The organism is Dehalobacter sp. (assembly GCA_023667845.1).
In the GTDB taxonomy this organism is placed as follows: Bacteria; Bacillota; Desulfitobacteriia; order Desulfitobacteriales; family Syntrophobotulaceae; genus Dehalobacter.
Window position 1 is genome coordinate 1 of the sequence record JAMPIU010000112.1, and the last position, 23,271, is coordinate 23,271.

Genomic DNA, 23,271 nt, shown 5'->3' on the forward strand with positions numbered 1-23,271 from the left:
CAATTTGTTCTTGGGTAAATTCTTTCTGTCTCATTTCAAATACACACCTTCCAAGTTGGTATGTATTTATTATATCATAAATAGGAAAATATTGTAACATTTTATACGCAAATTAGTATTACTAGGATGAGATTGCTCATTAATAAATCCGCAGCAGAACGGGTTTAATCATTCGTTCCACTGCGGATTCTATTTAGAGAAAGACGCCTAAATTGACATCTTCCATCTGACTGAATAAAGATACTGTATCCTTTCTGTATCCTTTTCTATCCTACCGGATTTTCTGCAGCAGGACTTCAACCGCCTTGCTCAGCTGACTGTCGAAGACAGGCTCGGTCGGAAGGATGGTAGGCTTTTCTCCTTCTTTAAGTTCGACTTCAACATCGGGCTTGATTCCCAATTTATTAATATCATTTTTCTTCGGTGTAAGATATTTGTCCGTCGTCAGCTTTACGCTGGTGTTGCCATCAAGGGTAAACACGGTCTGCACGACACCCTTGCCATACGTCTTCGTCCCGACCAGTGTCCCGCTTCCGTAATCCTTGACTGCCCCCGATACGATTTCTGCTGCTGAGGCCGTATATTCGTTGGTTAAAATGACAATGGGCATATCGATATATTCAGCAGTCGATTCTTTTGTATCTACAACGCCGTTCCTATTCACAATGTGAACGATTGACCCTTCCGGCACCAAAAAACTTGCTACTTTAATCGCGGCATTGACTTCTCCTCCGTAATTATAACGAAGATCAATAATCAGACCCTTATATTTGGTCAGATCCATCTCCCGTAAAACCTTCTCAAGTTCATCCCCGGTATTCATGTTAAAACTGGAAATATCAATCAGCCCAATATCTGACCTTCCCGGCAGAGAGATCCCTTCAACCGTCGGAACATTGATATAGTCACGGATAAGGCTTACGGTAAATTCTGTCTTCGTCTTCGGCCGGTAAATTTTAACCGTCACCTTGCTCCCGGGCTCTCCTCTTAAGATCGCGACTGCTTCATCCTGGCTGATCGTGGAGACATCGGTCTCGTCAATTTTTGTGATAATATCCCCCGCTTCGAGTCCTGCCCTTTCAGCCGGAGAACCTTTGATTGGACGCATAACAACCAATTTTTCCGGATCTGCCGTACTTAAATGTACACCGATCCCTCCAAAGGTGCCCTGAATCGAATTCATCAGCACTTTGTTTTCCTCAGCATCCTGGAAGGAGGAATACGGGTCCAGCGAACCCACCATCCCGTCGATTGCCCCGTCAACGAGTCCAGCACGGGATGTTCCATTTAAATACTGGGTGTCAATAAGATAGACCACCCGCATAAGTCTTCCAAGGTGATCATAATTGACCAGTACAAACCCGCCAACAACAAGTGCCAGCCCCAGACAAAATATCAGGCCGACTGCGGCGGCCTGTATAAAAGCTTTTTTCCAATTCACACGATTGAACAAACGTCCACTTCCCTATCAAACTCATTATTCTCTGTTAGTATATGCAGACTTGTACAAGTTAAGTCCAATTGATTAAAAATAGGCCATCGGGTTCGTCGGGGTGCCGTCTTTACGTACTTCAAAGTGCAGGTGAGCCCCAGTACTCCATCCCGTTGATCCAACATAACCGATTGTTTGGCCGGCTACCACTGTTGTCTTGACTGCAACCGCCCTTGAAGACATATGGCCGTAAAGCGTTGAAATTCCATTGCCGTGGTCGATAATAATGGCATTTCCATAGGCGCCGTACCAACCGGAAAAGATCACCGTACCGGATCCTGCTGCTACAATCTTCGCCCCGTATGGTGCACCGATATCGACTCCGGTGTGCAGTTTATACTGTTTTGTTATCGGATGTACCCTATATCCGAAAGTACTGGTAATATACTTGTATCCTGGAGCAGGCCAAACACTAACTGTCCCAGTAACTCCTCCGGTGTTGTTCTTCTGCAATTCACGGATTTTTGACTCAAGTGCTTTAGAGTCTCTCTCCAGCTTGTCAATTTGTTCGAGCATCGCTTCCTGATCCTCTTTATTCTCAGCGAGTGCTACTTCTTTTTTTGACTTGCTGCTGTCCAAATAATTCTTAGCTGCTTCCGCCTGTTGTTTTAAGCTCTCCGCCTCGTCCATTTTAGCGACTAGGAGTTCCTTCTTTTCATCTAAATCCTGTTTTTGAACACGGATATCACTTAAAATGGTTTGATCATTTTCAACTAGGCAGCTTAGATATTCTACTCTGGAAATGAAGTCGGATAAATCTGTGGATTGGAATAGAACTTCCAGATAGTTTACCTGACCTTCTTCATAGATCGCGCGTACCCGACTGCGCAGAGTATCCTGTCTCCCTTTCAGTTCCTGCTGTTTGGCTGTCACTTCCGTTTGAATCGCCGTTACTTCTTCCTGGGCCTTCGCATGGGCGTTTTCTTTCTGATCCAGATCCACTTCAGCGTCAGAAATTTGCGTCGTCAGTTGCCGAATCTGTTTCTCCATCTGTTGCGCTTTTGTCGTTAGGCTATTCAGGTTTCCTTCCGCGTTTTTCTGCTGATTCAGGATCTTCTCCTGCTGCTTAAGCGCATCAGACAGTTCATCCGCGGTCACAGGAAAATTGAAAGTAACCATTAGAGTTAAAACAATCAGCAAAACAACCGGTCTTGTCATTTTAATCATATTTTACGCCATTCCCCCCCAATAAAACTCAAAGTTCGTTAACCTCGACGTCTAAAATCATGGAAAACTGATTCTAAAGGTTCAAAAATTTTCGTACAGAGAACGCACTTGCCAGAAATCCCATGGCAGCCCCGCCCAGAACCATCAGCAGAAGCACATTGATAATGAACTGTTGACTGCTGACAACAGGCAGGAAACTCAAGGTCGAGATAATATACTGCAGGAGCCAGGTATAGGTAGCCCCAACCAGCGCAACAGCCAGGATTGCCCCGACCATACCGATGACGATCCCTTCGATGATAAAAGGCCAACGAACAAAGGATTTGCTGGCGCCAACCAGGCGCATGATTTGAATCTCTTTCTCTCTGGAATTTACATTGGTTTTAATATTTAAAACAATTAAGAGGAAAGAGGCACAAGCAAATGCGGCAACAACGCCAATCCCGACCCAGCGAAGCCACTGAGTAAAGACAATCAGTTTCTCAACAAATCCCTGCCCATAACGGACTTTCTCGACTCCGGTCAGCCCGCTTACCTGGGAAGTAATCTCTTCGACGAGACGGGCATCGGTCGTTGTAATTGTAATCTTATCCGGAAATGGGTTCACTCCGCCCAAATCCTCCAGAAGAGAGTCGGAACCCATGGATTCCTGAAACTCTATAATAGCCTGATCTTTAGTGGTAACGGCAACGGTTGCGACACCTTCAAGTTTTTGAATCTGACTTTTTAAATCGGTAATTTGTGATGTCTCCAGATGATCATTTAAAAACACGGCAATTTCTACCTGGGATTCAAAGGTCTCGGCAATGTTCGATGTGTTGACTAAAAAGAAAACCGAATAACCAACGATTGTTAAAGAAATCATCACCGTTAAAATGGATGCGGCACTGAGCCAGAAGTTTCTTTTCAATGATACCAGAGACTGGGTTAGAACATATTTTGCTGAGTTAAGTGACAATTCTGTATGCCCCCTCTATGCTGTCATCAACAATCTTGCCTTCTTCAATCCTTATTACCCTCTTATTCATTTGTTCAATAATGTACCTGGCATGTGTTGCCATTACGACCGTGGTACCCAGCTTGTTGACATGGTTAAGCAGTTCCATGATACTCCAGGAAGTATCGACATCAAGATTCCCTGTAGGTTCGTCCGCAACCAGCAAAGCGGGTTTGTTGACCAGCGCTCTGGCAATGCAGGCGCGCTGTTGTTCGCCTCCTGAAAGCTCGGAAGGAAAGGCATTCTTTTTCTTAGCAAGGCCAACCAAATCCAAAATCGTATTCGTATTCTCTCTAGTTTCTTTCATACTTTTACCAATAACCTGCTGGGCAAAAGCGACGTTTTCAAACACGGTCTTTGCCGGAAGCAGCTTGAAATCCTGAAAAATAACACCAATTTTTCTTCTGACCAATGGCACATGGCTGGAAGACATTCTCACAAGATTGACATTATCGATGAGTACCTGTCCCCTCGTAGCAATTTCTTCCCGGTAGAGCAGTTTGATCAGTGTCGATTTGCCGGCCCCGCTGGCCCCAACCAGAAATACAAAATCTCCCTTAGCGACGTCAAGGTTGACGCCGAACAGAGCGCGGGCACCATTCGGATAGATTTTAGAAACATTCTTTAGCTTAATCATTCATTGTCCTCCGGAAGACCTATTAACATTTATCTCTTCGACATTTTGTGTTATTTTCCTGTCTAAGACAGCTAAAAAAATTAAACATTTCCTGAAAAATGGCAAAATCTCAGGAGTGCATTCCACAATTATTAAACGATAGTGTAAAAAATAAATATATTGACAAATAACAGCAGAAATATATTTGATTTCTTTAGGCTATTTTCTGATCCAAATCTTCTTACTATTTTCATCGGCAATTAAAAGAACAAATTGAGCAAAAGTAAAAAGCAGAATACCCTTTTGGGGAATATCCTGCTTTTATTTGTCCTGCAGCTCTTTATTTTTTGGCAATCACTCGTCTTACAGCTTCAACAATGTCTTTCGCTGTAAGATGATACTTCACCAGCAGTTCATCCGGGCGTCCGGACTCTCCGAAAACATCATTGACCCCAACCCGGCAGAGCGGGACAGGACAATTTTCGCTTAATACTTCTGCCACTGCACTTCCGAGTCCGCCGATAATGCTGTGTTCCTCCGCAGTGACAACTGCTCCTGTTTGTTGCGCGATCTGAATAATGGTCTGTTTGTCCAGTGGTTTAACAGAGGCACAATTGACAACCGCGACATCGCAGCCCTGCCCGCTGAGTTCACTCACAGCCTTCAGCGCTTCCGCTACCATGAGCCCGTTTGCGATAATGACAGCATCTTTGCCGTCTTTCAGGACATTGGCCTTGCCAATCTCGAACTGATAGGAAGATGAATCAAAGAGCACGGGCAGCGCCAGTCTTCCGAGCCGGATATAGACAGGTCCCTGGTATGCTGCAGCAGCTTTGATGACTTGACTTGTTTCCTCCGCATCAGCAGGAACCAGTACTGTCATATTCGGCACCGAACGCATCAGCGCCACATCCTCCACAGCCTGGTGGGAGGCACCGTCTTCACCTACACTGATCCCCGCATGGGTAGCCGCAATCTTCACATTGAGCTTCGGATATGCAATGGAATTCCGGATCTGTTCAAAAGCCCTTCCTGTCGCAAAGATTGCAAAGGTACTCGCAAAAGGAATTTTACCCGCTGCTGCCAGCCCGGCCGAGACTCCCATTAAATTTTGTTCGGCAATGCCTATATTGATGAAACGTTTCGGAAATACCTTGGCAAAATCGGCTGTTTTGGTTGACTTGGACAAGTCGGCATCCAGAACCACAATATCCTTGTTTTCTCCGCCAAGCTGCACAAGTGTTTTGCCATAGGCATCTCTCGTCGCTATTTTTTCCGCTTTAATCAGATCAAACATCTCAGCCATTAGTTTTCACCTCTCAGTTCAGCCAGGGCAGCTTCCGCTTGTTCAGGGCTGGGTGCATTTCCATGCCACCCCGCCTGGTTTTCCATAAAAGATACCCCTTTCCCTTTAATGGTTTTGGCGATAATCATCGTCGGTTTGCCCTGAACCTGCTTCGCTGCTTCCAGGGTATCCGTCAATGCTGAAATGTCGTGGCCGTCAACCTCCAGGACATTCCATCCAAAGGCTCCCCATTTGTCGGAGAGCGGAGAAGAATTCATGACTTTTTCCGTCTCCCCGTCAATTTGAAGACCGTTAAAGTCCAGGATGCCAATCAGATTATCGAGCTTATAATGGGCTGCTGCCATTGCCGCTTCCCAAACCAGACCCTCATTCATTTCCCCATCACCTACGAGACAATATACTTTGTATGTTTTTTGATCAATCTTGCCGGCGAGCGCCATCCCAACTGCAGCTGAAATGCCCTGTCCCAAAGAACCGGTGGACATATCGACTCCCGGAACCTTTTTCATATCCGGATGCCCCTGGAGAAAGTGTCCGGTCTGCCGTAAGTGCTGCAGCTCCTCGCGCGGGAAATATCCCTTTTCAGCCAGAGCTGCATAAAGTACAGGGGCAGCATGCCCCTTACTGAGCACAAAGCGGTCCCGCTCAGGCCATCCAGGATTGGCCGGATCAATATTCATGATCCGGAAGTATAAGACGGCAAGGATATCTGCGGCCGAAAGGCTGCCGCCTGGATGCCCTGATTTAGCTTTTTCCAGCATTTCAATGATGTCCTGACGTATCCTGCAGGCGATTTCTTTTAAATCTGACATGGTATAAAGCTTCCTCCTTTGCTTGGTCACAATTTATTTATTCTGTCCGACAATTTGCTGAAGATAAGCCGAAATATACGGATCAATTTCCCCATCCATCACCGCATTAACATTCCCTGTTTCATAGCTGGTTCGATGGTCTTTGACCATGCTGTAAGGATGAAAGACATAGGACCGAATCTGGCTCCCCCAGGCAATATCATTTTGCTCCCCACGAACCTCAGATATTTCCTCTTCCTGTTGTTTTCGCTTTAATTCCAAAAGCTTGGCCTGAAGAACCCGCATGCAATAAGCCCTGTTCTGAATCTGTGAGCGCTCGCTCTGACATTGAACAATAATTCCGGTAGGCAGGTGTGTGATCCGTACAGCAGAATCCGTCTTATTGACATGCTGTCCGCCGGCTCCGCCTGAACGGTACGTGTCAACCTTTAAATCCTCCGCATCAATGGTTATCTCTGCATCATCAGTGACTTCAGGAATCACATCGACGGAGGCAAAGGAAGTATGCCGCCGTCCGGAGGCATCAAAAGGAGAGATACGAACCAGACGGTGTACCCCTTTCTCACATTTGGCGTAGCCGTAGGCATTCTCCCCGGCCAAGGAAAATGTTACACTTTTAATTCCTGCTTCTTCTCCCGGGAGAAGATCGAGTGTCTCGACTTTAAATCCCCGGCGTTCACCCCAGCGTACATACATCCTGTACAGCATCTGCACCCAATCCTGGGATTCGGTTCCGCCTGCGCCGGAGTGAAGGGTAATGATCGCATTATTACGGTCATAAGGTCCGCTGAGCAAAATCTCTAGTTCCAAATCAGCAAACTGGTTTTTCAATTTAACAATGGTGTTTTCAATTTCCGATTCCAAAGAAATATCGTCTTCCTCCACAGCCAGCTCCCAAAGTGCAGCGATGTCCTCGATCTGATCCTGGAGCTGTTGATGGACCGTCACCTTATCCTTCTCACGGGTCAATTCCTGCATGACTTTTTGCGCTGAAGAAGGATCATCCCAGAAACCGGGTTTGTTGAGTTCGTCCTCAAGCTTGGCAATCTTTATCTGACGGCCAGCAACGTCAAAGGGAAACCCTCAAATCTGCTAAACGCATTTTTAGATTCTCAATTTCTTTTTTCCAATCGGCAAGCATTTTTCCACCCCTAGATTATTTTTTCCACTGCTTATTAAAGTAAAACAAATCTGTTTTGTCAACATTTTATTTAGCTGTTGATTCCGCAACATTTCTTATATTTCTTCCCACTTCCGCACGGGCAGGGATCATTGCGGCCAATATGTTCCCCAATTTTGCGGGGCTTCTTGACCTGCTCCTGTTCTTCCTCATAACGGTTCTCGGAGACTTTTTGCGCCTGTTCCGGAACTTGCGTCGTAATCCGAGGTGTTACTCTTAAGATATAAGTCGAAACGTCCTCCTGGATGGATTCTACCATACCCTGGAACATATCAAAGGCTTCATTCTTGTATTCAAGGAGCGGATCGCGCTGTCCGTAAGCTCTTAAGCCAATCCCTTCCCGGAGGCTGTCCATCGCGTCAAGATGTTCCTTCCAGCGGGTATCTACAACCTGCAGAGCCACTGCTCTTTCAATTTGGCGCATCAGGTCCGAACCGAACTGGGATTCCCTGATCTCGTACAGTTCATGCACCCTGTCGGTCAATAGTTCTTCAACTTCTTCTTTGGCTAAATTGCTAATCTGTTCGGGGGTAAAGTCATGATCAGGAAGAATGACATTGTCGACATAGTCCAGAAAACTGACCAGATCCCATTCTTCCGGATACGGGCTATTTCCGCTGTAACGCGCTGTGGTGTCGGCAATGACTTTTTCGATCATATCCATTACCTGTTCTTTCAGGTTTTCTCCTGTCAGAACGGATCTGCGCTGCGAGTAAATAATCTCACGCTGCTTGTTCATAACATCGTCATAATTCAGCACGTGTTTGCGGATGTCAAAGTTTCTACCCTCGACTCTCTTCTGGGCTGTTTCAATACTGCGGCTGACAATTTTGGATTCGACAGGAACACTGTCGTCCATACCCAGTTTGTCCATTAGCCCGGCAATATTGTCACCGCCGAAAAGCCGCATCAAATCATCGTCAAGCGAAATATAGAACTGGGAAGACCCCGGGTCACCTTGACGGCCGGAACGTCCTCTCAGCTGATTGTCAATCCGGCGGGATTCATGTCTTTCCGTGCCAATGATATGCAGTCCGCCAAGTTCCTTTACGCCTTCCCCAAGAACAATATCTGTTCCTCTGCCTGCCATATTGGTTGCAATGGTTACCATACCCTGTTCCCCCGCCTTGGCGACGATCTGGGCTTCAAGTTCATGAAACTTAGCGTTCAGCACCTGATGCGGAACACCTTTCTTTTTCAGCATGTCGCTGAGCTTCTCGGATTTTTCAATCGAAATCGTTCCAACAAGTACTGGCTGGCCTTTGGCATTCTTTTCCGAAATATCGTTGACTACGGCGTTAAACTTGCCTTCTTCCGTCCTATAGATAACATCAGGCAGATCCTGTCTGACCATCGGAAGATTCGTGGGGACTTCTACGACGTCCAACCTGTAAATATTAATAAATTCCTGCTCTTCCGTCTTCGCGGTACCGGTCATGCCACCAAGTTTCTTAAACATCCGAAAAAAGTTTTGAAACGTAATTGTTGCCAGCGTCTGAGATTCCCGCTCAATCTTGACATTTTCCTTGGCTTCAATCGCCTGGTGGAGTCCCTCGCTGTACCTGCGCCCGAACATTAAGCGGCCCGTAAATTCATCGACAATAATGACCTGACCGTCTTTCACCACATAGTCACGGTCAAGCTTGAACAGGGTATGCGCTTTCAAAGCCTGATTGACGTGATGCGCAACTTCATTGTGTAGGTCATCGTATAAGTTATCCACCCCGAGCATTGTTTCAACCCTAGATACCCCATTCTCCGTCAGCGTTACAACTCTGTCCTTTTCATTGACATGATAGTCTTCCTCCGGCTTAAGGCGGGGGACAACCTTCGCAACCCGGAAGTACAGTTCAGTGGGCTTATCAGCTTCTCCGGAAATGATTAATGGCGTCCTCGCTTCATCGATCAGAATCGAGTCTACTTCGTCCACGATGGCATAATGGAGCTCCCGCTGGACGACAGCGGCAGGATTGACGGACATATTGTCTCTCAGATAGTCAAATCCAAATTCATTGTTCGTGCCGTACGTAATGTCGGCGTTATAGCTTGTCCGCCGCTGTTCGTGGGTCAGACCATGAACAATCAGCCCGATGGACAAACCGAGAAAATCATACACCTGGCCCATCCAGTTGGCGTCACGGGTGGCAAGATAATCGTTAACCGTCACAACATGGACGCCCAAGCCGGTTAAGGCATTTAAATACGTAGGCAAGGTTGCAACCAGCGTTTTGCCTTCCCCGGTCTTCATTTCGGCGATCCTTCCATCGTGAAGGACCATTCCGCCTATAAGCTGAACATCATAGTGCCGCTGTCCGAGAACTCTTTTCGAAGCCTCCCTGACGACAGCAAAGGCTTCCGGCAAAAGATCATCCAGCGTCTCACCCTGTTCCAGTCTTTCTTTGAATTCCACTGTCTTTGCTCTGAGTTCGTCATCAGAGAGTACCTGTATGGAAGGTTCCAACTGATTAATTTTTTCAACTTTCTTTTGGTACTTTTTTATATCTCTGGCGTTGTCATCAATCAAATCCTTTAAAAAACCCATTTTGGTCCACCTTTCACCTTGCGCGGTGTGCTTAATATGATTATTTTATCACTGTCTTACTGAAGGTTCAATCTAAGCAAAAAGATGTCCCGCTTAGGCGGGACACTTTTTTGCTCAGGATATGCGATTAATAAACCTGAGTCGTTCAGCCGTTTTAGTATTCTGGCTCTAGTAGGCCGTAGCCGCCGTGTTTACGCCGGTAAACAACATTTATCTGCCCCGTATCTGCATTGGCAAATACAAAAAAATTATGCCCGATCAGGTCCATCTGCATCGCTGCCTCGTCAACCGACATAAGCTTAGCTGAAAACTTTTTTGTTTTAACAATGCTGTTATTGTCAAAGATTTCTTCATCATCCTCGAGGATATAGCTCGGCTCCTCCTTCGTGGATTTTATTCTCTTTTTCCCAATACGCTTGCGGTATTTTTCCATTTGGCGTTCCAGCTTATCCACTACCAGGTCGATGGAGGAATACATATCATCTGTTTCTTCCTCACCTCTGAGAAGAAATCCGTTTAGCGGGGCAGTAACTTCAACTCTCTGACGTTCTTTTTCTACGGACAGCATGACTTGAATATCGAGAAAATCATCGGAGTACTTCTCCAGCTTACGGACTCTTTTTTCTACATAATCCTTTAACGCGTCCGTCATTTTCATTTGTTTGCCTCGAACATTGATATTCATAGTCTCAACCCCTTTCGCCTGATATAGTATTATAATTCATCTTTTCTTATTAAATTCCTGCCATATTTTATCTTTGTTTAGTGATATTATTACCTCAACGAACTGAAAACATCCTGAGAAGCAGTATCTTGTTAACCTTAAAATTTTATATGATGGCGAGCAGATTTTCTGCAAGACAACGCAGTATTGCGAAAAATCTGCTGTCAGGATATATGAGATTTAGGGTTAACATGTTACTAGCGTTTCGGTTTGTTGAAGTTATACACAACAAATTGTGGATAATGTTGATAACTTTACTTTTTGGCGTATATTTTCATTTTTATTGGTGGATAAAATTGTGAGCAGTCCATCGATTAGTACGAAGGTCCTATTTTTGTCTTCATTCTGCAATTTTCTGCAAAAAATGATTCTTCTGCGGCAAATTGTCTCATTCTTCTTTACCCGCGCCAAGACAAAAAGCATAGACTTTCTTTACCCCATTCTTTTTCAGTACCCCGGCACATTCTTCCAGCGTCGAGCCTGTCGTCACAACATCATCAACCAGCCAGACAATTTCCCTGAGATCACTGTAACCAGGTTTGACTGAGAAGGCATCCCGGAGATTCCGCAGCCTTTGCCTGCGTCCCAGGGTAGTCTGAGGAATTGTATCCTTCATTCGGTCAAGCAGATTCTGATAAGGAATTGCCAGCTGCCTGCTGATGATTGAGGCCAGCGCCTCTGCTTGATTGAATCCTCTTTGGGACAGCCTGTCCGGATGCATCGGCACCGGAACTACTGCGTCAGGAGGAGGCAAGCAGCGGATAACCCATGGAATGATCACTTCTGCCAGAGACGCTATCAGATATGGCTGTCCCTTATATTTAATTTGCTGAACTAATTCTTTCCAGGCACCTTTGTAATAACCCAGACAGGTTACCTTATCCAATCCTTCCGGCCCCTTTCCTGTTTCACAATTTCGGCAACGTGTTTTGGTCTCTGCAAGAATTTTGCCGCAGGAACCACAGCGAGGCAGATTCGGAAAAAAATACGCCTGCTGACAAATCAGACAGACCGGTTCTTCTGATACATTGCCGCAAAGCAGACAATACGTTGTCTTCTCATACCACAAAAGCGCTGCGTTTTCTTTAAGTTTCAAGAATAAATCAACCATTCAGACATCCCCATTCTTCAGCCAGCCTGTTCTGGTCCTGAATCCAGCGGTTGGCCTGGATCATGGCCTGGGTTTGTTCGGCATAAATAAAGACGGCTCTTCCAACCGGGCATTCTGCGCTCCGGCCTGTTCTGCCGGCCATCTGGACCAAAGCCCTCGCATCATAGAGCGTATGATCCGCAAATAAAACTGCAACCTGTACACCTTTAATGGTTATGCCTCTTTCTAAAATGGATGTACAGACAAAAATATTAATATCGCCCTGCCTGAAAAGTACGATCTTTTCTCTCCTCGCAGCATCCGAGCTCCAGCTTCCCTCCACGCGCAGATTACAAAAAGCCATTTTCAGCACACCCGTCCATTCTTTAACCAACGCAACGGTGGGGACAAAGACCAGAATCGGACCGTCCGCAATCAATTTCAGCAATACTTTTTTCAATTCAACCAGTGAACGATCCCTGGTCGGTTTATTTTTTTGCCATTCGGGGACCGGAACAGGAAAGCCATGATGTCTTACAGGGAGTCTGACGATCGCACATTTCTGGCTCTTGACCCGTAACAGAATTTCTGCTGACGGTGTCGCTGTAAGACAGATAATTTGTCCATCTGGTCTTAAAGCCTGTCTGATTCCATATTCCAGGACGCTGCTTCCTTCATAAGGATAGGCGTCAGTCTCATCAAGGATAATCAGGTGAAAAGCCCGATAAAATCTCAGAACTTGATGCGTTGTTGCGACGGTTAGCTTTGAGGGCTCCATATCCTGCGGCAGCGCTCCGCTTAAAATTTTGATATTGTATTCCGGAAAATTTTTCTGCAAACGAGGCTGAACGTCGTGCACAACGTCCTGTCTGGGTGCCGCAAAAAGAACCTTTTTATTCTGACGCAAAAAACTATCGATCAAAGGGAAACAAACCTCTGTTTTTCCAGCACCGCAGGCAGCCCAAAGCAGCGTTTCTTGTGCTTTTTGCCGGTGCACCTGCTGCCAAAGCTCTTCGGCTGCCTTTTCCTGCGCAAAAGTAAATTCCAGGCTATAACTCCGGATAGTTTGATCTGGTTTACACTTATCTGTATCCACCTGTGTTTGACCCGGAACATCGACGGAATGGAGCCTAAAAAGAATTTGCAGAGAATTGAGCGGTCCAATTTCCCGACAGTCAAGGCAGGTATATGTATCGCCATACAGTGATGGCCATTCTTCATAATGACTGCTTCCGCAGCGCCGGCAGAAATACCTGGATCGAACCTGTTCAAAAATCGGCAGCCACTCTGCATTTCCGCTCTGCACAGCTTTTTGCATGAAGCCCAGAAGTTCCTTCGTACTAACGCCGAGCTTTTTCTCCACAATCCGAAACTCATTTTCGGCGAGTTGCCTGCCCTCCGCTATTCTCAGGAATTTTTGGTACATGGTTTCATTCTGCAGTACTTCGATATTGAATGCCTCCGGCAAGGCCTCCCGGCTGGTATCCTGCCACCGAACCTTTTCTTGAACGCCCATATTTTCTTTTTTCATCCGATTTGTTAGCTTTTGGGCAAGCCTGTTTTCAAAGTCCCTGTCTATAACTGGTGCTGATGGCAGAGCTGATGAAAATGGCTGCGTGGCTGGTTGTGTTGTTGGTTTTTTATTAGGCAGCCCTGCAGTGACGGCCAGCAGCTTTCCTAGCGGTAACCCCGGGCTCAAATACCTCGTCCACCCTCCCAGGATTAGGCCCGCAGAAGGCAGCGGAGAAAAACAGAATTCTCCATTGTCTTTGGCTAAAATGTAAAAAAGCACGCTTTTGTCCTTATCCTTTCTGAGTATACTGAACCGTCAGGCCAGGAAAACGTCTTTCCAGACGGGTCTTGGTTCTTTCCTGCTCGTCTTTAGGAAGATTGGCATTCTCCTGCGACATATCTATGCTGACAATTATTCCCTCCTGCCTGTTTCGCGTTTTTCTGACCATATAAATTTCTTTTTCAATATCCTCATGGTCAAATTCCCTGGCCTCAATAGCCAAAACCGCATTGTCAGTGATTGTCTTCACCTGCCGCGTGTTGTTTGTTCCAAAGGCCTCAATTCGTTCAGACAGGGCATCCGGAAGCTCCCACTCATATTGTCCTGCCCATAACCAAAGAATAATCAAACCTACCGCCAATACACCATAAATAAGCATCATGTGCCTGACCTGCCTTTGCCGTATAATCATTAATTCTTATGATTATTTCTATCATATGCTTCAGCTAAGCAAGGCGGTTCTGATCTTGTCCTGATTTTCTGCTTTTTCCCCGGTATTCAGCCCGACCAGCAGCCAGAATAAGATGCCAACAATCCCAAAAGACATATCCACATCAATCAGGCTGTGCAGTCCCAAAAATAGAGCTGCTGCTTTCGTACAGATCGTTGGAAGGTCATTTCCATTCCGAAGGTCCTGGACAAAACTCCTGAGTCCTTGCCGTGCCCAAAGCATTAATAACAAAAGAGCAATGATCCCCTGATTTAAAAGCACCCGGCAAAATGAAGAATGGGTATCCAATGTCCAATAAGGGGTGGTCTGAATAAAGGAAAAACCGAGCCACCCTCCCGCCCGCGGCAGAAAATATGCATCCCTGGCAAGCTGGATGCTGTCAGCGTAATACGTAATTCTTTCCGCCATGCTGGTATCCGTCCAGGAACATAAATGGCTGAATGGCACCTGTATACTCGAAACTGCAGGGTATAGGACAATGATCAAACAAGCAAGAAGTATTATTCTGACTGACGCCTGAGAACGCTTTTCGGTTACAGTTCTGATGCTATCCATATTTATAATATTCTTTTGAGTTAAAGCTCTCTTTTTTAGCAATAGAATCGGGATAAACAACAAAAGCAGCAGCATTGAAGCCCTTGATCCAGTGGATAGGATACTTATTCCCAGCAGCAGCAAGAAAAATGGGTTAAATTCCCTTTTTATCAATATTACCATTAATTGGCACCCAAGAAAAGCTGCAGCAGAATTTGGATATCCGAAACAGAAGGCATAGCGCCCTTCTTCCGGCGGGCCAGGCGGCAGCCAGATATTTTCACTTCCGGGCAGCCAGGACAGTACCACCGCCAAGATTGTCAACCATATCATTCTGTTTAAAAACCTATTTGCCCCCCCGGCAGCCGCCAGCTGTATTCCCCACAAATAGGCAGATAAATATACCAGCCAGCGGAACGCTTCTAGCCAGCCATCAATTGCCCTGACTGGACTGAATAGTCCCGCCAGCGAAAAAAGGCTCAGCAGCAAAAAAATGCTCACCGGATTCCGAAATTTTTTTTTGGCGGCGATAGTTGTAAGACAAACTTGTTTCCAGTGAGCAATCGTGTAGAATATTAAGACAGCACCCAGGACAAGCCACTCTCGGATAAAAAAAATCCCGTGGCATATCATACCCAAAAACATAAACACACTCAGGAAATTTTCTGTCCTCCCATAATTCACCTTAATCCTCCGCAGGACTTGCAAGTCCAATCATATTTCTCTATCATATTTATAACAGCAGAGAAATATTATGCCAAAGGCTTTGGAGGAGGCAATCTATGTCGATTAATGTTCTTCATCTGATTGGAGGCGGCGAGATCGGAGGGGCTGAGCAGAACGTTCTGAATCTCCTGAAAAATCTGGACAGGCAAAGCGTAAATCCTTTTCTGGGTTGTCTGGCCAAGGGCTCCGCGCTGGCACCATGTGCACAGTCTTTCGGCATCCCGTCTGAAATATTCCCCATGCAGTTCCCTTTTGACCTCTCCCCTTTGCCTACCATTATTGCTTTCTGCCGCAAACATAAGATTGCGTTAATCCATGCCCATGGCACAAGGGCTAACCTTCTGGGGCGAACCGTCGCGAGACTCACCAAGATTCCCTGCATTTCAACCATCCACAGCCTGCCGGAATACGATTATCCGTCTTCCCTCAAAGGCAGGATTTCTCTCTGGGTCGATAACCTCACCCTGCACTGGTCTGCCGGCATTATTGCGGTATCCGTTAGTCTCAGCCAATCCGCTGCCATCCGACTGAACAGGAAAGGATTAACTTTGCCGGTGAACGTGATCTATAACGGTAGTGAAATATTTTCATTCACTCAACCAAACCAAATGCTCAAAGCCTTCCGTGAACAATGGTCAATCCCGGATCATTGTCTTGTCATCGGGACGATTGGCCGTCTGCACCCGGTGAAAGGGCAGTTTTACCTGATTGAAGCGATGAAACTGCTGACTGCGGAAATCCCTGACCTTCATCTGCTCATCATCGGTGAAGGTCCTCTTCATAATCAACTGACCGAACAGCTGAAGCTTTCCGGACTTCCATTTACGCTGACCGGCTACTTGCCTTCAGCCTGGCAGGCCCTGCCGGCGATGGATTTGTTTGTATTTCCTTCTCTGAGCGAAGGAATGGGACTAGTTTTACTGGAAGCCGCTCAAGCCGGAATCCCGATTATAGCTTCCAAGGTCGGCGGGATCCCTGAACTTCTGGAAGACCACAAGGAAGCCCTGCTCGTTCCGCCGGCTGACCCTGCGGCGATGGCGCTGGCCTGCAGCAAGGTGCTCAAGGGCAGGGCTTTTTCTGCCGAAATGACTGCCCGGGCTAGGCAAAAGGTCAGCCTGTTTTCCATTGAAAAAATGGTTCAGGATACAATAACTTTTTATGAAAAAATAATAAGCTAAGTGCGCTGTAAACGGTCACTTAGCTTTCGTTTATTATCTGAGCGGGTTATTTTACTGATCGATTAGAATCGTATTTATTCCCTATTAGAATCATCCGGTCAAGATTAACCGATATGAACCGTTTTTTAGTCAGATCCCGGAAAATATTTCTGTTTCAGAACCCTTAGAAGGTACAGTGGAAGTACAACTTGCCTTTTTATCCGGCCCGGTTCGCTGATCAGCCGGTAAAGCCATTCCAGTCCGGATTCCCGAAATATCCCGGGGGCACGTTTCACTTCTCCGGACAGTACGTCGAATGACCCCCCGATACCCATACTTACTTTAGCCAGCCCTGCGTGTTCATGATTCCAGTATTCCTGTTTGGGGGCACCCAAGCCAACCAAAAGAATATCCGGTGCAAAGTGACGGATCTGCCGGATGACCTCCGGCTCTTCTGCCTGCGTAAAAAAACCATGATGACACGCCAACGCTATCCCCGGGTACCTCAGGCTCTGCTGCCAAATAACTTTTTCTGCAATGCCCGGCTTCGCGCCCAACAGAAATATTCTCCATCCGTGACGGTTGCTTTCCCCTAAAATCCCTGCTGTCAGGTCGATGCCGGTTACTCTTTCTTTGACCGGACAGCCAAGTTTCCGGGCAGCCCAAACTACGCCGACCCCATCCGGTACGACAAGACCGGCTGAATTGATGACTGCTAGGAGATTGGCGTCATGTTCAGCTTTGTAAATTAATTCGGGATTTGCGGTCACAATCCGGAGTTGCTGCCCCAGCAAAATCGTATTTTTGATAGTTTCAAGGCAGTCCTGCAAACTAGCCGGATCAATACGCGTTCCCAATATTTCCAATTGTTTCATTTTTGTCCCCGGGATTCTCACTTGAAACTGTTTTTAAGGACTTTGCCTGTCCCTAAAGCGACACAGGAAATCGGATGATCGGCAAGGGTCACAATGAGTCCCGTCTCCTTGGAAATCCTCAGATCCAGGGAATTCACCATCGATCCTCCGCCGGTAAGTACGATTCCCCTGTTCATAATATCCGCAGCAAGTTCCGGCGGTGTACGCTCTAGAACATCTTTAACTCCGGCTACAATCACTTCTAGCGATTCTTCCATCGCTTTATACGTCATTTTTGAATCTACCGTGATGGTCTTCGGGAGTCCGGTGATGAGATCTCTTCCTCTGACATCGATCTCCGCGTCGTCTGCTTTTCCTTCCTGAACGGCGCAGCCGACTTTGATCTTGATATCTTCCGCCGTTCTTTCTCCGATCATTAAATTGAATTCTCTGCGAATAAACCTGATAATCGATTCATCCAGTTTATCCCCGCCCATGCGGATGCTTTTTTTGGTTACGACCCCACCCAGGCTGATTACTGCAATATCTGTCGTTCCACCGCCGATATCGACGATCATGTTTCCTTCGGGTCCGTATATGTCCATACCGGCCCCCAGGGCAGCTGCATAAGGTTCCTCAATTACTTTGACCTGTCCGGCACCTGCTTTCATAGCGGCTTGTTTTACAGCCCTTTCTTCAACTTCGGTGACTCCGGACGGTATACAGACAACAACTCTATTTTTTAAAAAAGGCCAGTTTTTTATTCCCGCTTTTTTGAGTAAATATTTCAGCATGATTTCGGTGGTCTGATAATCTGCAATGACCCCATCCCTCATCGGCCTGATGACCATAATGCTTCCGGGAGTCCTGCCAAGCATCATTCTGGCCTCTTGGCCGACCGCAATTCTTCTACCCGTGTTCTTATCAATCGCAACGACCGAAGGCTCGTGCAAAACGATACCCCTGCCTTGTGCATAGACCAGAACACTCGCCGTGCCTAAATCAATCCCAAGATCAGTCCCAAACATCAGGTGCTGCCCCTTTCACTTCACGATTCTATTGGCTTGTCCCATGAAAACAAGAAAAACCTGGCAGACGCCAAGCTTTTACATGCACGGCGGCAGCCAAAATTGAATCTCCCTGGAGGGGAGATTCTTTTCATAACTTTGCTCATATTATTCGATGTAATTTTATGTTTTCCTCTTTCTTTCCGTTTTTTACGACCTATATTTTCTGTCTGTCTTTTAAGAGCTAATCCTCCGTATGCATATATTTCTTCTTGGTTGCTTCTCCTCCCCGAATATGCCTCTCGGCTTTATTGCTTTCAAGCACATGCTTGACCTGAGAGGAAAGCCGTTTGTTAATCAACGGCAATCTTTCCGTTACATCTTTATGTACCGTCGACTTGGATACCCCAAATATTTGCGCGGTCTGCCGCACTGTACAGCTCGATTCTATAATATAGTTGCCAATATCCAAAGCTCTTCTTTTGATATGTTCCTGCACTCTCCCTCTCCCCTTTGTACCTGCAATGTTTTAGTTCATTTATATGCTGGTACAAATGAAAAAGACATCCTAAAGAGGATGTCCCTTACTGGTAAATAATGTACACTGATTTGCAGGCAGGCACGCCTTTTCCCTAAATCAAGCCCGCTATGGCCTTTCAGTATGGTCTTCCGCTGCTTCTGATCTTTGAGAAAAGCATTAAACAAGAAGGTATTTATGCCTTTGGCATTGCTCCATTTACTATTTTGACCTGAGATTCCGAGACAACCAGCCCCATAGAATCTTTTTTTAACAGTGTTCAATTGAAAAAGAATTCCAGCGGTAGAAATTTATTCACCGCTGGAAATTGTTCATATCCAAACATATTATCAATTGACTTAAGGAATTTGGCAGAAGCCTCGCCATGGCTTCCAATATAAATTCTTGCTTCGTGGAACCAGGAATCCTCTTTCGAGTTCCCGGACCCTTCATGCAAAACCCGCAGGAAACACCATCTTCGTTGGTTGCCCTGAATATAGTACACTTCTTCATATCACTATTCCCGCGAAGGTAACCGTTATGCTCGATTGGATCCGCGTCCAGGGTAATTGCTGCTTGGCTTGGGCAATTTTTAGCACATTTTTTACAGACCCTGCAGAAGTCCAGAAGCCCGATATCTATTGGTTTATCCGGAGCTAGCGGCAAATCGGTAGTGACGGCAGCCACTTTGTGTCTGAATCCCAAACGTGGATGAACTGTGCAGTCTCCGGCCCGGGAAAGTTTGCCCATGCCGGCCGCTATATGGTGGGTGGCATAATCGCTGCATAATTATGGGCATGGTGTGCTCTGGCGTTATAGCCCCGGCTTCTTTTTGACACATAATTGTCCATAATCTCAAAAACAATTTCTACATCTTTTTCAAAGATTTCTGAAAGTTGTTGTCTGGTAAAGTATATATATGTTTAACAAGCTGCTGCTTTCGATTTTTCTTTGTGTCTCGTGCTTTATCAACGATCTGCATCTTTATGTGATCGGTATCATTGCAGTTATTCTTTAATTTATCAGTAAATCTTTTCAAGTTTTGTCCCTTGATAATAATGTCCCAGGATTTCCATGTACGATTCGCCTTTTAGAGCCAGGTCATTGGCCCCGTATTGTGACATTCCGACTCCGTGTCCTTTGCCGTACGTAACAAACTCAATTTCTGTTCCGCGGGTCTCCCATTCAAAATCGGTTGAGGAAAGCTGAAGCTTGCTCCGCAGTTCCGTTCCTTTGAAAACTTTGTTTCTGACAGCCAGTGTCTTTACCCGACCGGCTTTCGTCCTTTCAATTAGGATAACATCACTGTCCGAAAACTTTTCCGGGATCTGGGTGAAACCAAGAAGCTGGTAAAATTCAGCACACTGAAAGATCTGATGTTTGACGAACCGTAGCGAATCACTTTCGCCGGACGGCACATTTTTGAGATAATCCAGATCTGTACTCCAAACGTCTCCAGCCCGCTCAGTCTTTTTCCGGCCGCAGCTGCTGTAGAAAAACGCATTAATCATTTTTCCCTGATACGTAACAACCTTCCCCTGTGTAGCTTTAACCGCATCTGCAATTTTACGCTGGTATTTCCAGTAGTTGATGATTCCCCATTTTGTCCGCATTTCTTTATTGGTATTCCAGGCCTGTGTATTGACAGTGGTGTCCACATCAAAGTCGCTGCCCGCAGCGGATTCCATCCTTTTCAGTACATAGGTCCTGGCGGCAACAGCCTGGGCCTTTAACGCCTCTGCTTCAAACTCGGCAGGCATTTCGGCTGCAACTACCCCGACCAGGTATTCCTCTATGGGTATTGCTCTGATCTGGCCGTCTGCCAGTTTGACCCTTACCGGTATTCCCGGATCGTCCTGGTCTTCACCCCCAAACCAACTGATAAGCACGGGCAGTATTCCTACAAAAAAGATAACGGCCATGACAGCGGCCGTTATTGTTTTCATTCTTTTACTCACGTTTTGGCCTCCTGCGCAGTACAAGCATATCCTATTTGTATGCACAGGAGAGTAGCGATATGATACAAACGAAGTCGGTTATTCTTCTTTCGTGATATTGGCACCAATACCCCTTAATTTAACTTCAAGGTGTTCATAACCTCTTTCAATATGATGAATGTCTCTGATTTCCGAGGTACCATTGGCCGTCAGTGCTGCCAGAACAAGGCCTGCTCCGGCCCGCAAATCACTCGCACTTACGGTAGCGGGATGAAGGTTCTCCACTCCCTGGACAATCGCACTTCTGCCCTCAATCCGGATATCTGCACCCATTCTTTTCAGTTCTTCGACATGCATGAATCTGTTTTCAAAAACGGTCTCTGTAACCATTGAAGTCCCATGGGCCCGTGTAAGCATCGCCATGATCGGAGCCTGCAGATCGGTTGAAAACCCCGGATGCACTTGGGTCTTAATATCTACAGCATGATAGTTTCCTTTACCAATGACTCTTATGCCATCATCTTCCTCTTTATATACCACGCCGGCTTCATCAAGTTTGGCCAAGAGCGAGGTCAAGTGAACTGGGATGACGTTCCGTACCAAGACTTCACCACCGCAGGCCGCAGCCATCAAGATGTATGTTCCTGCTTCAATCCGGTCCGGGATGATTGTATGTGTGGTCCCATGGAGTTCTTTGACCCCTTCAATGTTAATGATATTCGTGCCTGCGCCGCGAATTTTACCACCCATTTCATTGATAAAATTGGCGAGATCAACAATTTCGGGTTCCTGAGCAGCATTCTCAACAATGGTCGTACCCTCAGCGTTTACTGCAGCCATCATGATATTCTCGGTTGCTCCAACGCTCGGAAAATCCAGATATATTCTTGCCGCTTTCAGTCTGGAGGCCGAAACGTCCAAAAAACCATTATCCATACGGACCTGGGCTCCCAGCAGCTCCAAACCTTTAATATGCCAGTTGATCGGTCTGGACCCGATTGCGCATCCACCGGGATGAGAAATCCTGATTCTGCCCTTGCGAGCAAGCAAAGGGCCCATAATAAATATAGATGCTCGCATTTTGGAGATAAGATCGTAAGGAGCCTCTATGTTTTCGATATCCCTGTTTTCAATATGTAATTTCTTGTTCTTTCTTTTAACCTTTCCCCCCAGAGATTCGATAACCTGCCCCATGACTTGAACGTCGAGCAGATCGGGGGCTTCCTCCAAAATAATCTTATCTGAAGTCAGCAGACTTGCTGCAATGATCGGTAATATGGCGTTCTTTGCACCGCTGACATCCACTTTCCCTTCCAGTTCTCTTCCGCCTGTCACAACAAATTTGCTCAAATTATTGTCATCTCCTGACCTATTTCTAAACTACGATTATATCATGATCCGGTCCAAACAATCCAGTATTAATCATCCCATATCCGGTTTTCCATTTCAACAGTAATAGTTCTTTTCTACCGGTCTTTTTTCCTGCAAGCAGGAAAGAAAACTTATTCGTACTATGTCAACCTTAAAGTTATTGTATCCTATACTTCCTCGAGGAGTGCCGGCAGCGCAAGTACAGTCCTTCCACGATTATCTCCGGATTTTCTGGTCACCGCCTGTATATTGATTGTATCCTTCCCGGCTTTAATACCCTGGCCTGATCCCCAGGTATAACCGGACAGAGCATAGAGTGATGGAATATCCGTTTCTTGAATAATGCTGACAATGTTCATTTTAAAATAACGTTGGATATCAATTTCCTGATCAACGCTTTCTTCAAGGTATACTTTTGTTTCCCGGCCGGATAATCGAAGGTTGAGTACTTCATACGTGTTGAGAACATCGCTTTCTTGGTCCTGATCAACTTCCAGCTCTGCGCTGTACTGATAGGCCGTTCTGTTGGCAAAGTCGCTCAGGACAGCTTTATTCCATAGCAAGCCGCTTGACTGCAAAACATTTTCTATTTCTTTCTGACTGCTGCTATCTTCCGTCCAGATAATATATTTTACTCGGGCATTTTGGCAAGATACAAGTCCCGAATGAAGAAGCAGCACAAGATTCCTGTCAGGATTGCTTTGGGCTTTAATGCTACTGACAATCCCGGCTGCTGATCCTGATAAGACGATAATGGTCAGGGATATGAACAAACAAAGCAAGGTCTTTTTTCCAGACACGTTCTCTCACTCCAGCTTACTGATTTTTAGTTGTCATTCCTGTCTTTAATTCAAATGTCATCAACTATTAATAGTTTGACCAAAGTGGAGATTCCCAAAACATAAGAGATTTTTTTAGATTCCTTTAGCTATGTCGCCAGAAGCCTTTTCATGGTAAAATGTTATATATCAATTTTCTGACAGGTACTCAACAGAAGGG

At 46.0% G+C, this 23,271-nt stretch carries 20 protein-coding genes and 1 pseudogene; 1 reads left to right on the forward strand and 20 read right to left on the reverse strand.

All coding sequences use genetic code 11. The features are described 5' to 3' along the window. Window positions 1-271: 271 nt before the first annotated feature. The 13 genes from NC238_07950 to NC238_08010 all read right to left on the reverse strand — a co-directional run bounded on the left by NC238_07950 (window position 272) and on the right by NC238_08010 (window position 15,387). Complete coding sequence (locus tag NC238_07950; GenBank protein MCM1565871.1) at window positions 272-1,453, reverse strand: S41 family peptidase; 1,182 nt, start codon at window positions 1,451-1,453, stop codon at window positions 272-274. A 72-nt stretch (window positions 1,454-1,525) separates the two neighbouring features. After that, window positions 1,526-2,659 (reverse strand): peptidoglycan DD-metalloendopeptidase family protein, encoded by a 1,134-nt coding sequence (locus tag NC238_07955; protein MCM1565872.1) that lies wholly within the window; start codon window positions 2,657-2,659, stop codon window positions 1,526-1,528. A gap of 73 nt (window positions 2,660-2,732) precedes the next feature. Next, window positions 2,733-3,617 (reverse strand): permease-like cell division protein FtsX, encoded by an 885-nt coding sequence (gene ftsX / locus NC238_07960; GenBank protein MCM1565873.1) that lies wholly within the window; start codon window positions 3,615-3,617, stop codon window positions 2,733-2,735. Then, a complete protein-coding gene (gene ftsE, locus NC238_07965) occupies window positions 3,607-4,293 on the reverse strand; it encodes a cell division ATP-binding protein FtsE (protein ID MCM1565874.1) in 687 nt (228 codons plus the stop codon). Before ftsE ends, ftsX begins: the two co-directional genes overlap by 11 nt. A 319-nt stretch (window positions 4,294-4,612) precedes the next feature. Further along, a complete protein-coding gene (locus NC238_07970) occupies window positions 4,613-5,578 on the reverse strand; it encodes a transketolase family protein (protein MCM1565875.1) in 966 nt (321 codons plus the stop codon). Then, a complete protein-coding gene (locus NC238_07975) occupies window positions 5,578-6,390 on the reverse strand; it encodes a transketolase (GenBank protein ID MCM1565876.1) in 813 nt (270 codons plus the stop codon). Before NC238_07975 ends, NC238_07970 begins: the two co-directional genes overlap by 1 nt. A gap of 33 nt (window positions 6,391-6,423) precedes the next feature. Next, window positions 6,424-7,531, reverse strand: a protein-coding gene (prfB, locus tag NC238_07980) for a peptide chain release factor 2 (protein MCM1565877.1) whose coding sequence is annotated in 2 segments (ribosomal slippage) — window positions 6,424-7,461 and window positions 7,463-7,531 — 1,107 coding nt in all. Because the reading frame shifts where the segments join, the coding sequence is not laid out codon by codon here. A 70-nt stretch (window positions 7,532-7,601) separates the two neighbouring features. Further along, entirely contained in the window at window positions 7,602-10,112 is a 2,511-nt protein-coding gene (secA, locus tag NC238_07985; GenBank protein ID MCM1565878.1) for a preprotein translocase subunit SecA, read from the reverse strand. Between the two features lie 154 nt (window positions 10,113-10,266). Then, window positions 10,267-10,797 (reverse strand): ribosome-associated translation inhibitor RaiA, encoded by a 531-nt coding sequence (gene raiA / locus NC238_07990; GenBank protein ID MCM1565879.1) that lies wholly within the window; start codon window positions 10,795-10,797, stop codon window positions 10,267-10,269. Window positions 10,798-11,224: 427 nt separating this feature from the next. Then, on the reverse strand, window positions 11,225-11,947 hold the full coding sequence (locus NC238_07995) for a ComF family protein (GenBank protein MCM1565880.1): 723 nt from the start codon (window positions 11,945-11,947) through the stop codon (window positions 11,225-11,227). Beyond that, window positions 11,940-13,625, reverse strand: coding sequence for a DEAD/DEAH box helicase family protein (locus NC238_08000; GenBank protein ID MCM1565881.1), 1,686 nt, complete (start codon window positions 13,623-13,625; stop codon window positions 11,940-11,942). The genes NC238_07995 and NC238_08000 overlap by 8 nt, the downstream gene beginning before the upstream one ends. Before the next feature lie 103 nt (window positions 13,626-13,728). Beyond that, window positions 13,729-14,100, reverse strand: a complete 372-nt coding sequence (locus NC238_08005; GenBank protein ID MCM1565882.1) for a hypothetical protein — start codon at window positions 14,098-14,100, stop codon at window positions 13,729-13,731. Window positions 14,101-14,160: 60 nt separating this feature from the next. Continuing rightward, window positions 14,161-15,387 (reverse strand): O-antigen ligase family protein, encoded by a 1,227-nt coding sequence (locus NC238_08010; protein MCM1565883.1) that lies wholly within the window; start codon window positions 15,385-15,387, stop codon window positions 14,161-14,163. Between the two features lie 98 nt (window positions 15,388-15,485). Between NC238_08010 and NC238_08015 the strand changes: the two genes are divergently transcribed. Continuing rightward, window positions 15,486-16,607, forward strand: a complete 1,122-nt coding sequence (locus NC238_08015) for a glycosyltransferase (protein MCM1565884.1) — start codon at window positions 15,486-15,488, stop codon at window positions 16,605-16,607. A 125-nt stretch (window positions 16,608-16,732) separates the two neighbouring features. Here NC238_08015 and NC238_08020 read toward each other — a convergent pair whose 3' ends face one another. The 7 genes and pseudogenes from NC238_08020 to NC238_08050 all read right to left on the reverse strand — a co-directional run bounded on the left by NC238_08020 (window position 16,733) and on the right by NC238_08050 (window position 23,072). Then, window positions 16,733-17,461 (reverse strand): WecB/TagA/CpsF family glycosyltransferase, encoded by a 729-nt coding sequence (locus NC238_08020; protein ID MCM1565885.1) that lies wholly within the window; start codon window positions 17,459-17,461, stop codon window positions 16,733-16,735. A 17-nt stretch (window positions 17,462-17,478) separates the two neighbouring features. Continuing rightward, window positions 17,479-18,468 (reverse strand): rod shape-determining protein MreB, encoded by a 990-nt coding sequence (gene mreB / locus NC238_08025; GenBank protein ID MCM1565886.1) that lies wholly within the window; start codon window positions 18,466-18,468, stop codon window positions 17,479-17,481. A 223-nt stretch (window positions 18,469-18,691) separates the two neighbouring features. Further along, window positions 18,692-18,946, reverse strand: a complete 255-nt coding sequence (gene spoIIID / locus NC238_08030) for a sporulation transcriptional regulator SpoIIID (protein MCM1565887.1) — start codon at window positions 18,944-18,946, stop codon at window positions 18,692-18,694. A gap of 298 nt (window positions 18,947-19,244) precedes the next feature. Then, window positions 19,245-19,806 (reverse strand): annotated as a pseudogene (locus NC238_08035) (hypothetical protein). A gap of 180 nt (window positions 19,807-19,986) precedes the next feature. Beyond that, a complete protein-coding gene (gene spoIID / locus NC238_08040) occupies window positions 19,987-20,922 on the reverse strand; it encodes a stage II sporulation protein D (protein ID MCM1565888.1) in 936 nt (311 codons plus the stop codon). A 78-nt stretch (window positions 20,923-21,000) separates the two neighbouring features. Next, entirely contained in the window at window positions 21,001-22,251 is a 1,251-nt protein-coding gene (gene murA, locus NC238_08045) for a UDP-N-acetylglucosamine 1-carboxyvinyltransferase (GenBank protein MCM1565889.1), read from the reverse strand. A gap of 188 nt (window positions 22,252-22,439) precedes the next feature. Continuing rightward, complete coding sequence (locus tag NC238_08050; GenBank protein ID MCM1565890.1) at window positions 22,440-23,072, reverse strand: hypothetical protein; 633 nt, start codon at window positions 23,070-23,072, stop codon at window positions 22,440-22,442. Between the last annotated feature and the right edge of the window lie 199 nt (window positions 23,073-23,271).

Excerpts from the sequence above, each read along its gene's own strand:
- NC238_08020 (MCM1565885.1), bottom strand. The coding sequence starts at position 17,461 with ATGAAACAATTGGAAATATTGGGAACGCGTATTGATCCGGCTAGTTTG.
- mreB (MCM1565886.1), bottom strand. The coding sequence starts at position 18,468 with ATGTTTGGGACTGATCTTGGGATTGATTTAGGCACGGCGAGTGTTCTG.
- NC238_07975 (MCM1565876.1), bottom strand. The coding sequence starts at position 6,390 with ATGTCAGATTTAAAAGAAATCGCCTGCAGGATACGTCAGGACATCATT.
- NC238_07970 (MCM1565875.1), bottom strand. The coding sequence starts at position 5,578 with ATGGCTGAGATGTTTGATCTGATTAAAGCGGAAAAAATAGCGACGAGA.
- raiA (MCM1565879.1), bottom strand. The coding sequence starts at position 10,797 with ATGAATATCAATGTTCGAGGCAAACAAATGAAAATGACGGACGCGTTA.
- secA (MCM1565878.1), bottom strand. The coding sequence starts at position 10,112 with ATGGGTTTTTTAAAGGATTTGATTGATGACAACGCCAGAGATATAAAA.
- NC238_07955 (MCM1565872.1), bottom strand. The coding sequence starts at position 2,659 with ATGATTAAAATGACAAGACCGGTTGTTTTGCTGATTGTTTTAACTCTA.
- ftsE (MCM1565874.1), bottom strand. The coding sequence starts at position 4,293 with ATGATTAAGCTAAAGAATGTTTCTAAAATCTATCCGAATGGTGCCCGC.
- NC238_08005 (MCM1565882.1), bottom strand. The coding sequence starts at position 14,100 with ATGATGCTTATTTATGGTGTATTGGCGGTAGGTTTGATTATTCTTTGG.
- NC238_08015 (MCM1565884.1), top strand. The coding sequence starts at position 15,486 with ATGTCGATTAATGTTCTTCATCTGATTGGAGGCGGCGAGATCGGAGGG.
- NC238_07995 (MCM1565880.1), bottom strand. The coding sequence starts at position 11,947 with ATGGTTGATTTATTCTTGAAACTTAAAGAAAACGCAGCGCTTTTGTGG.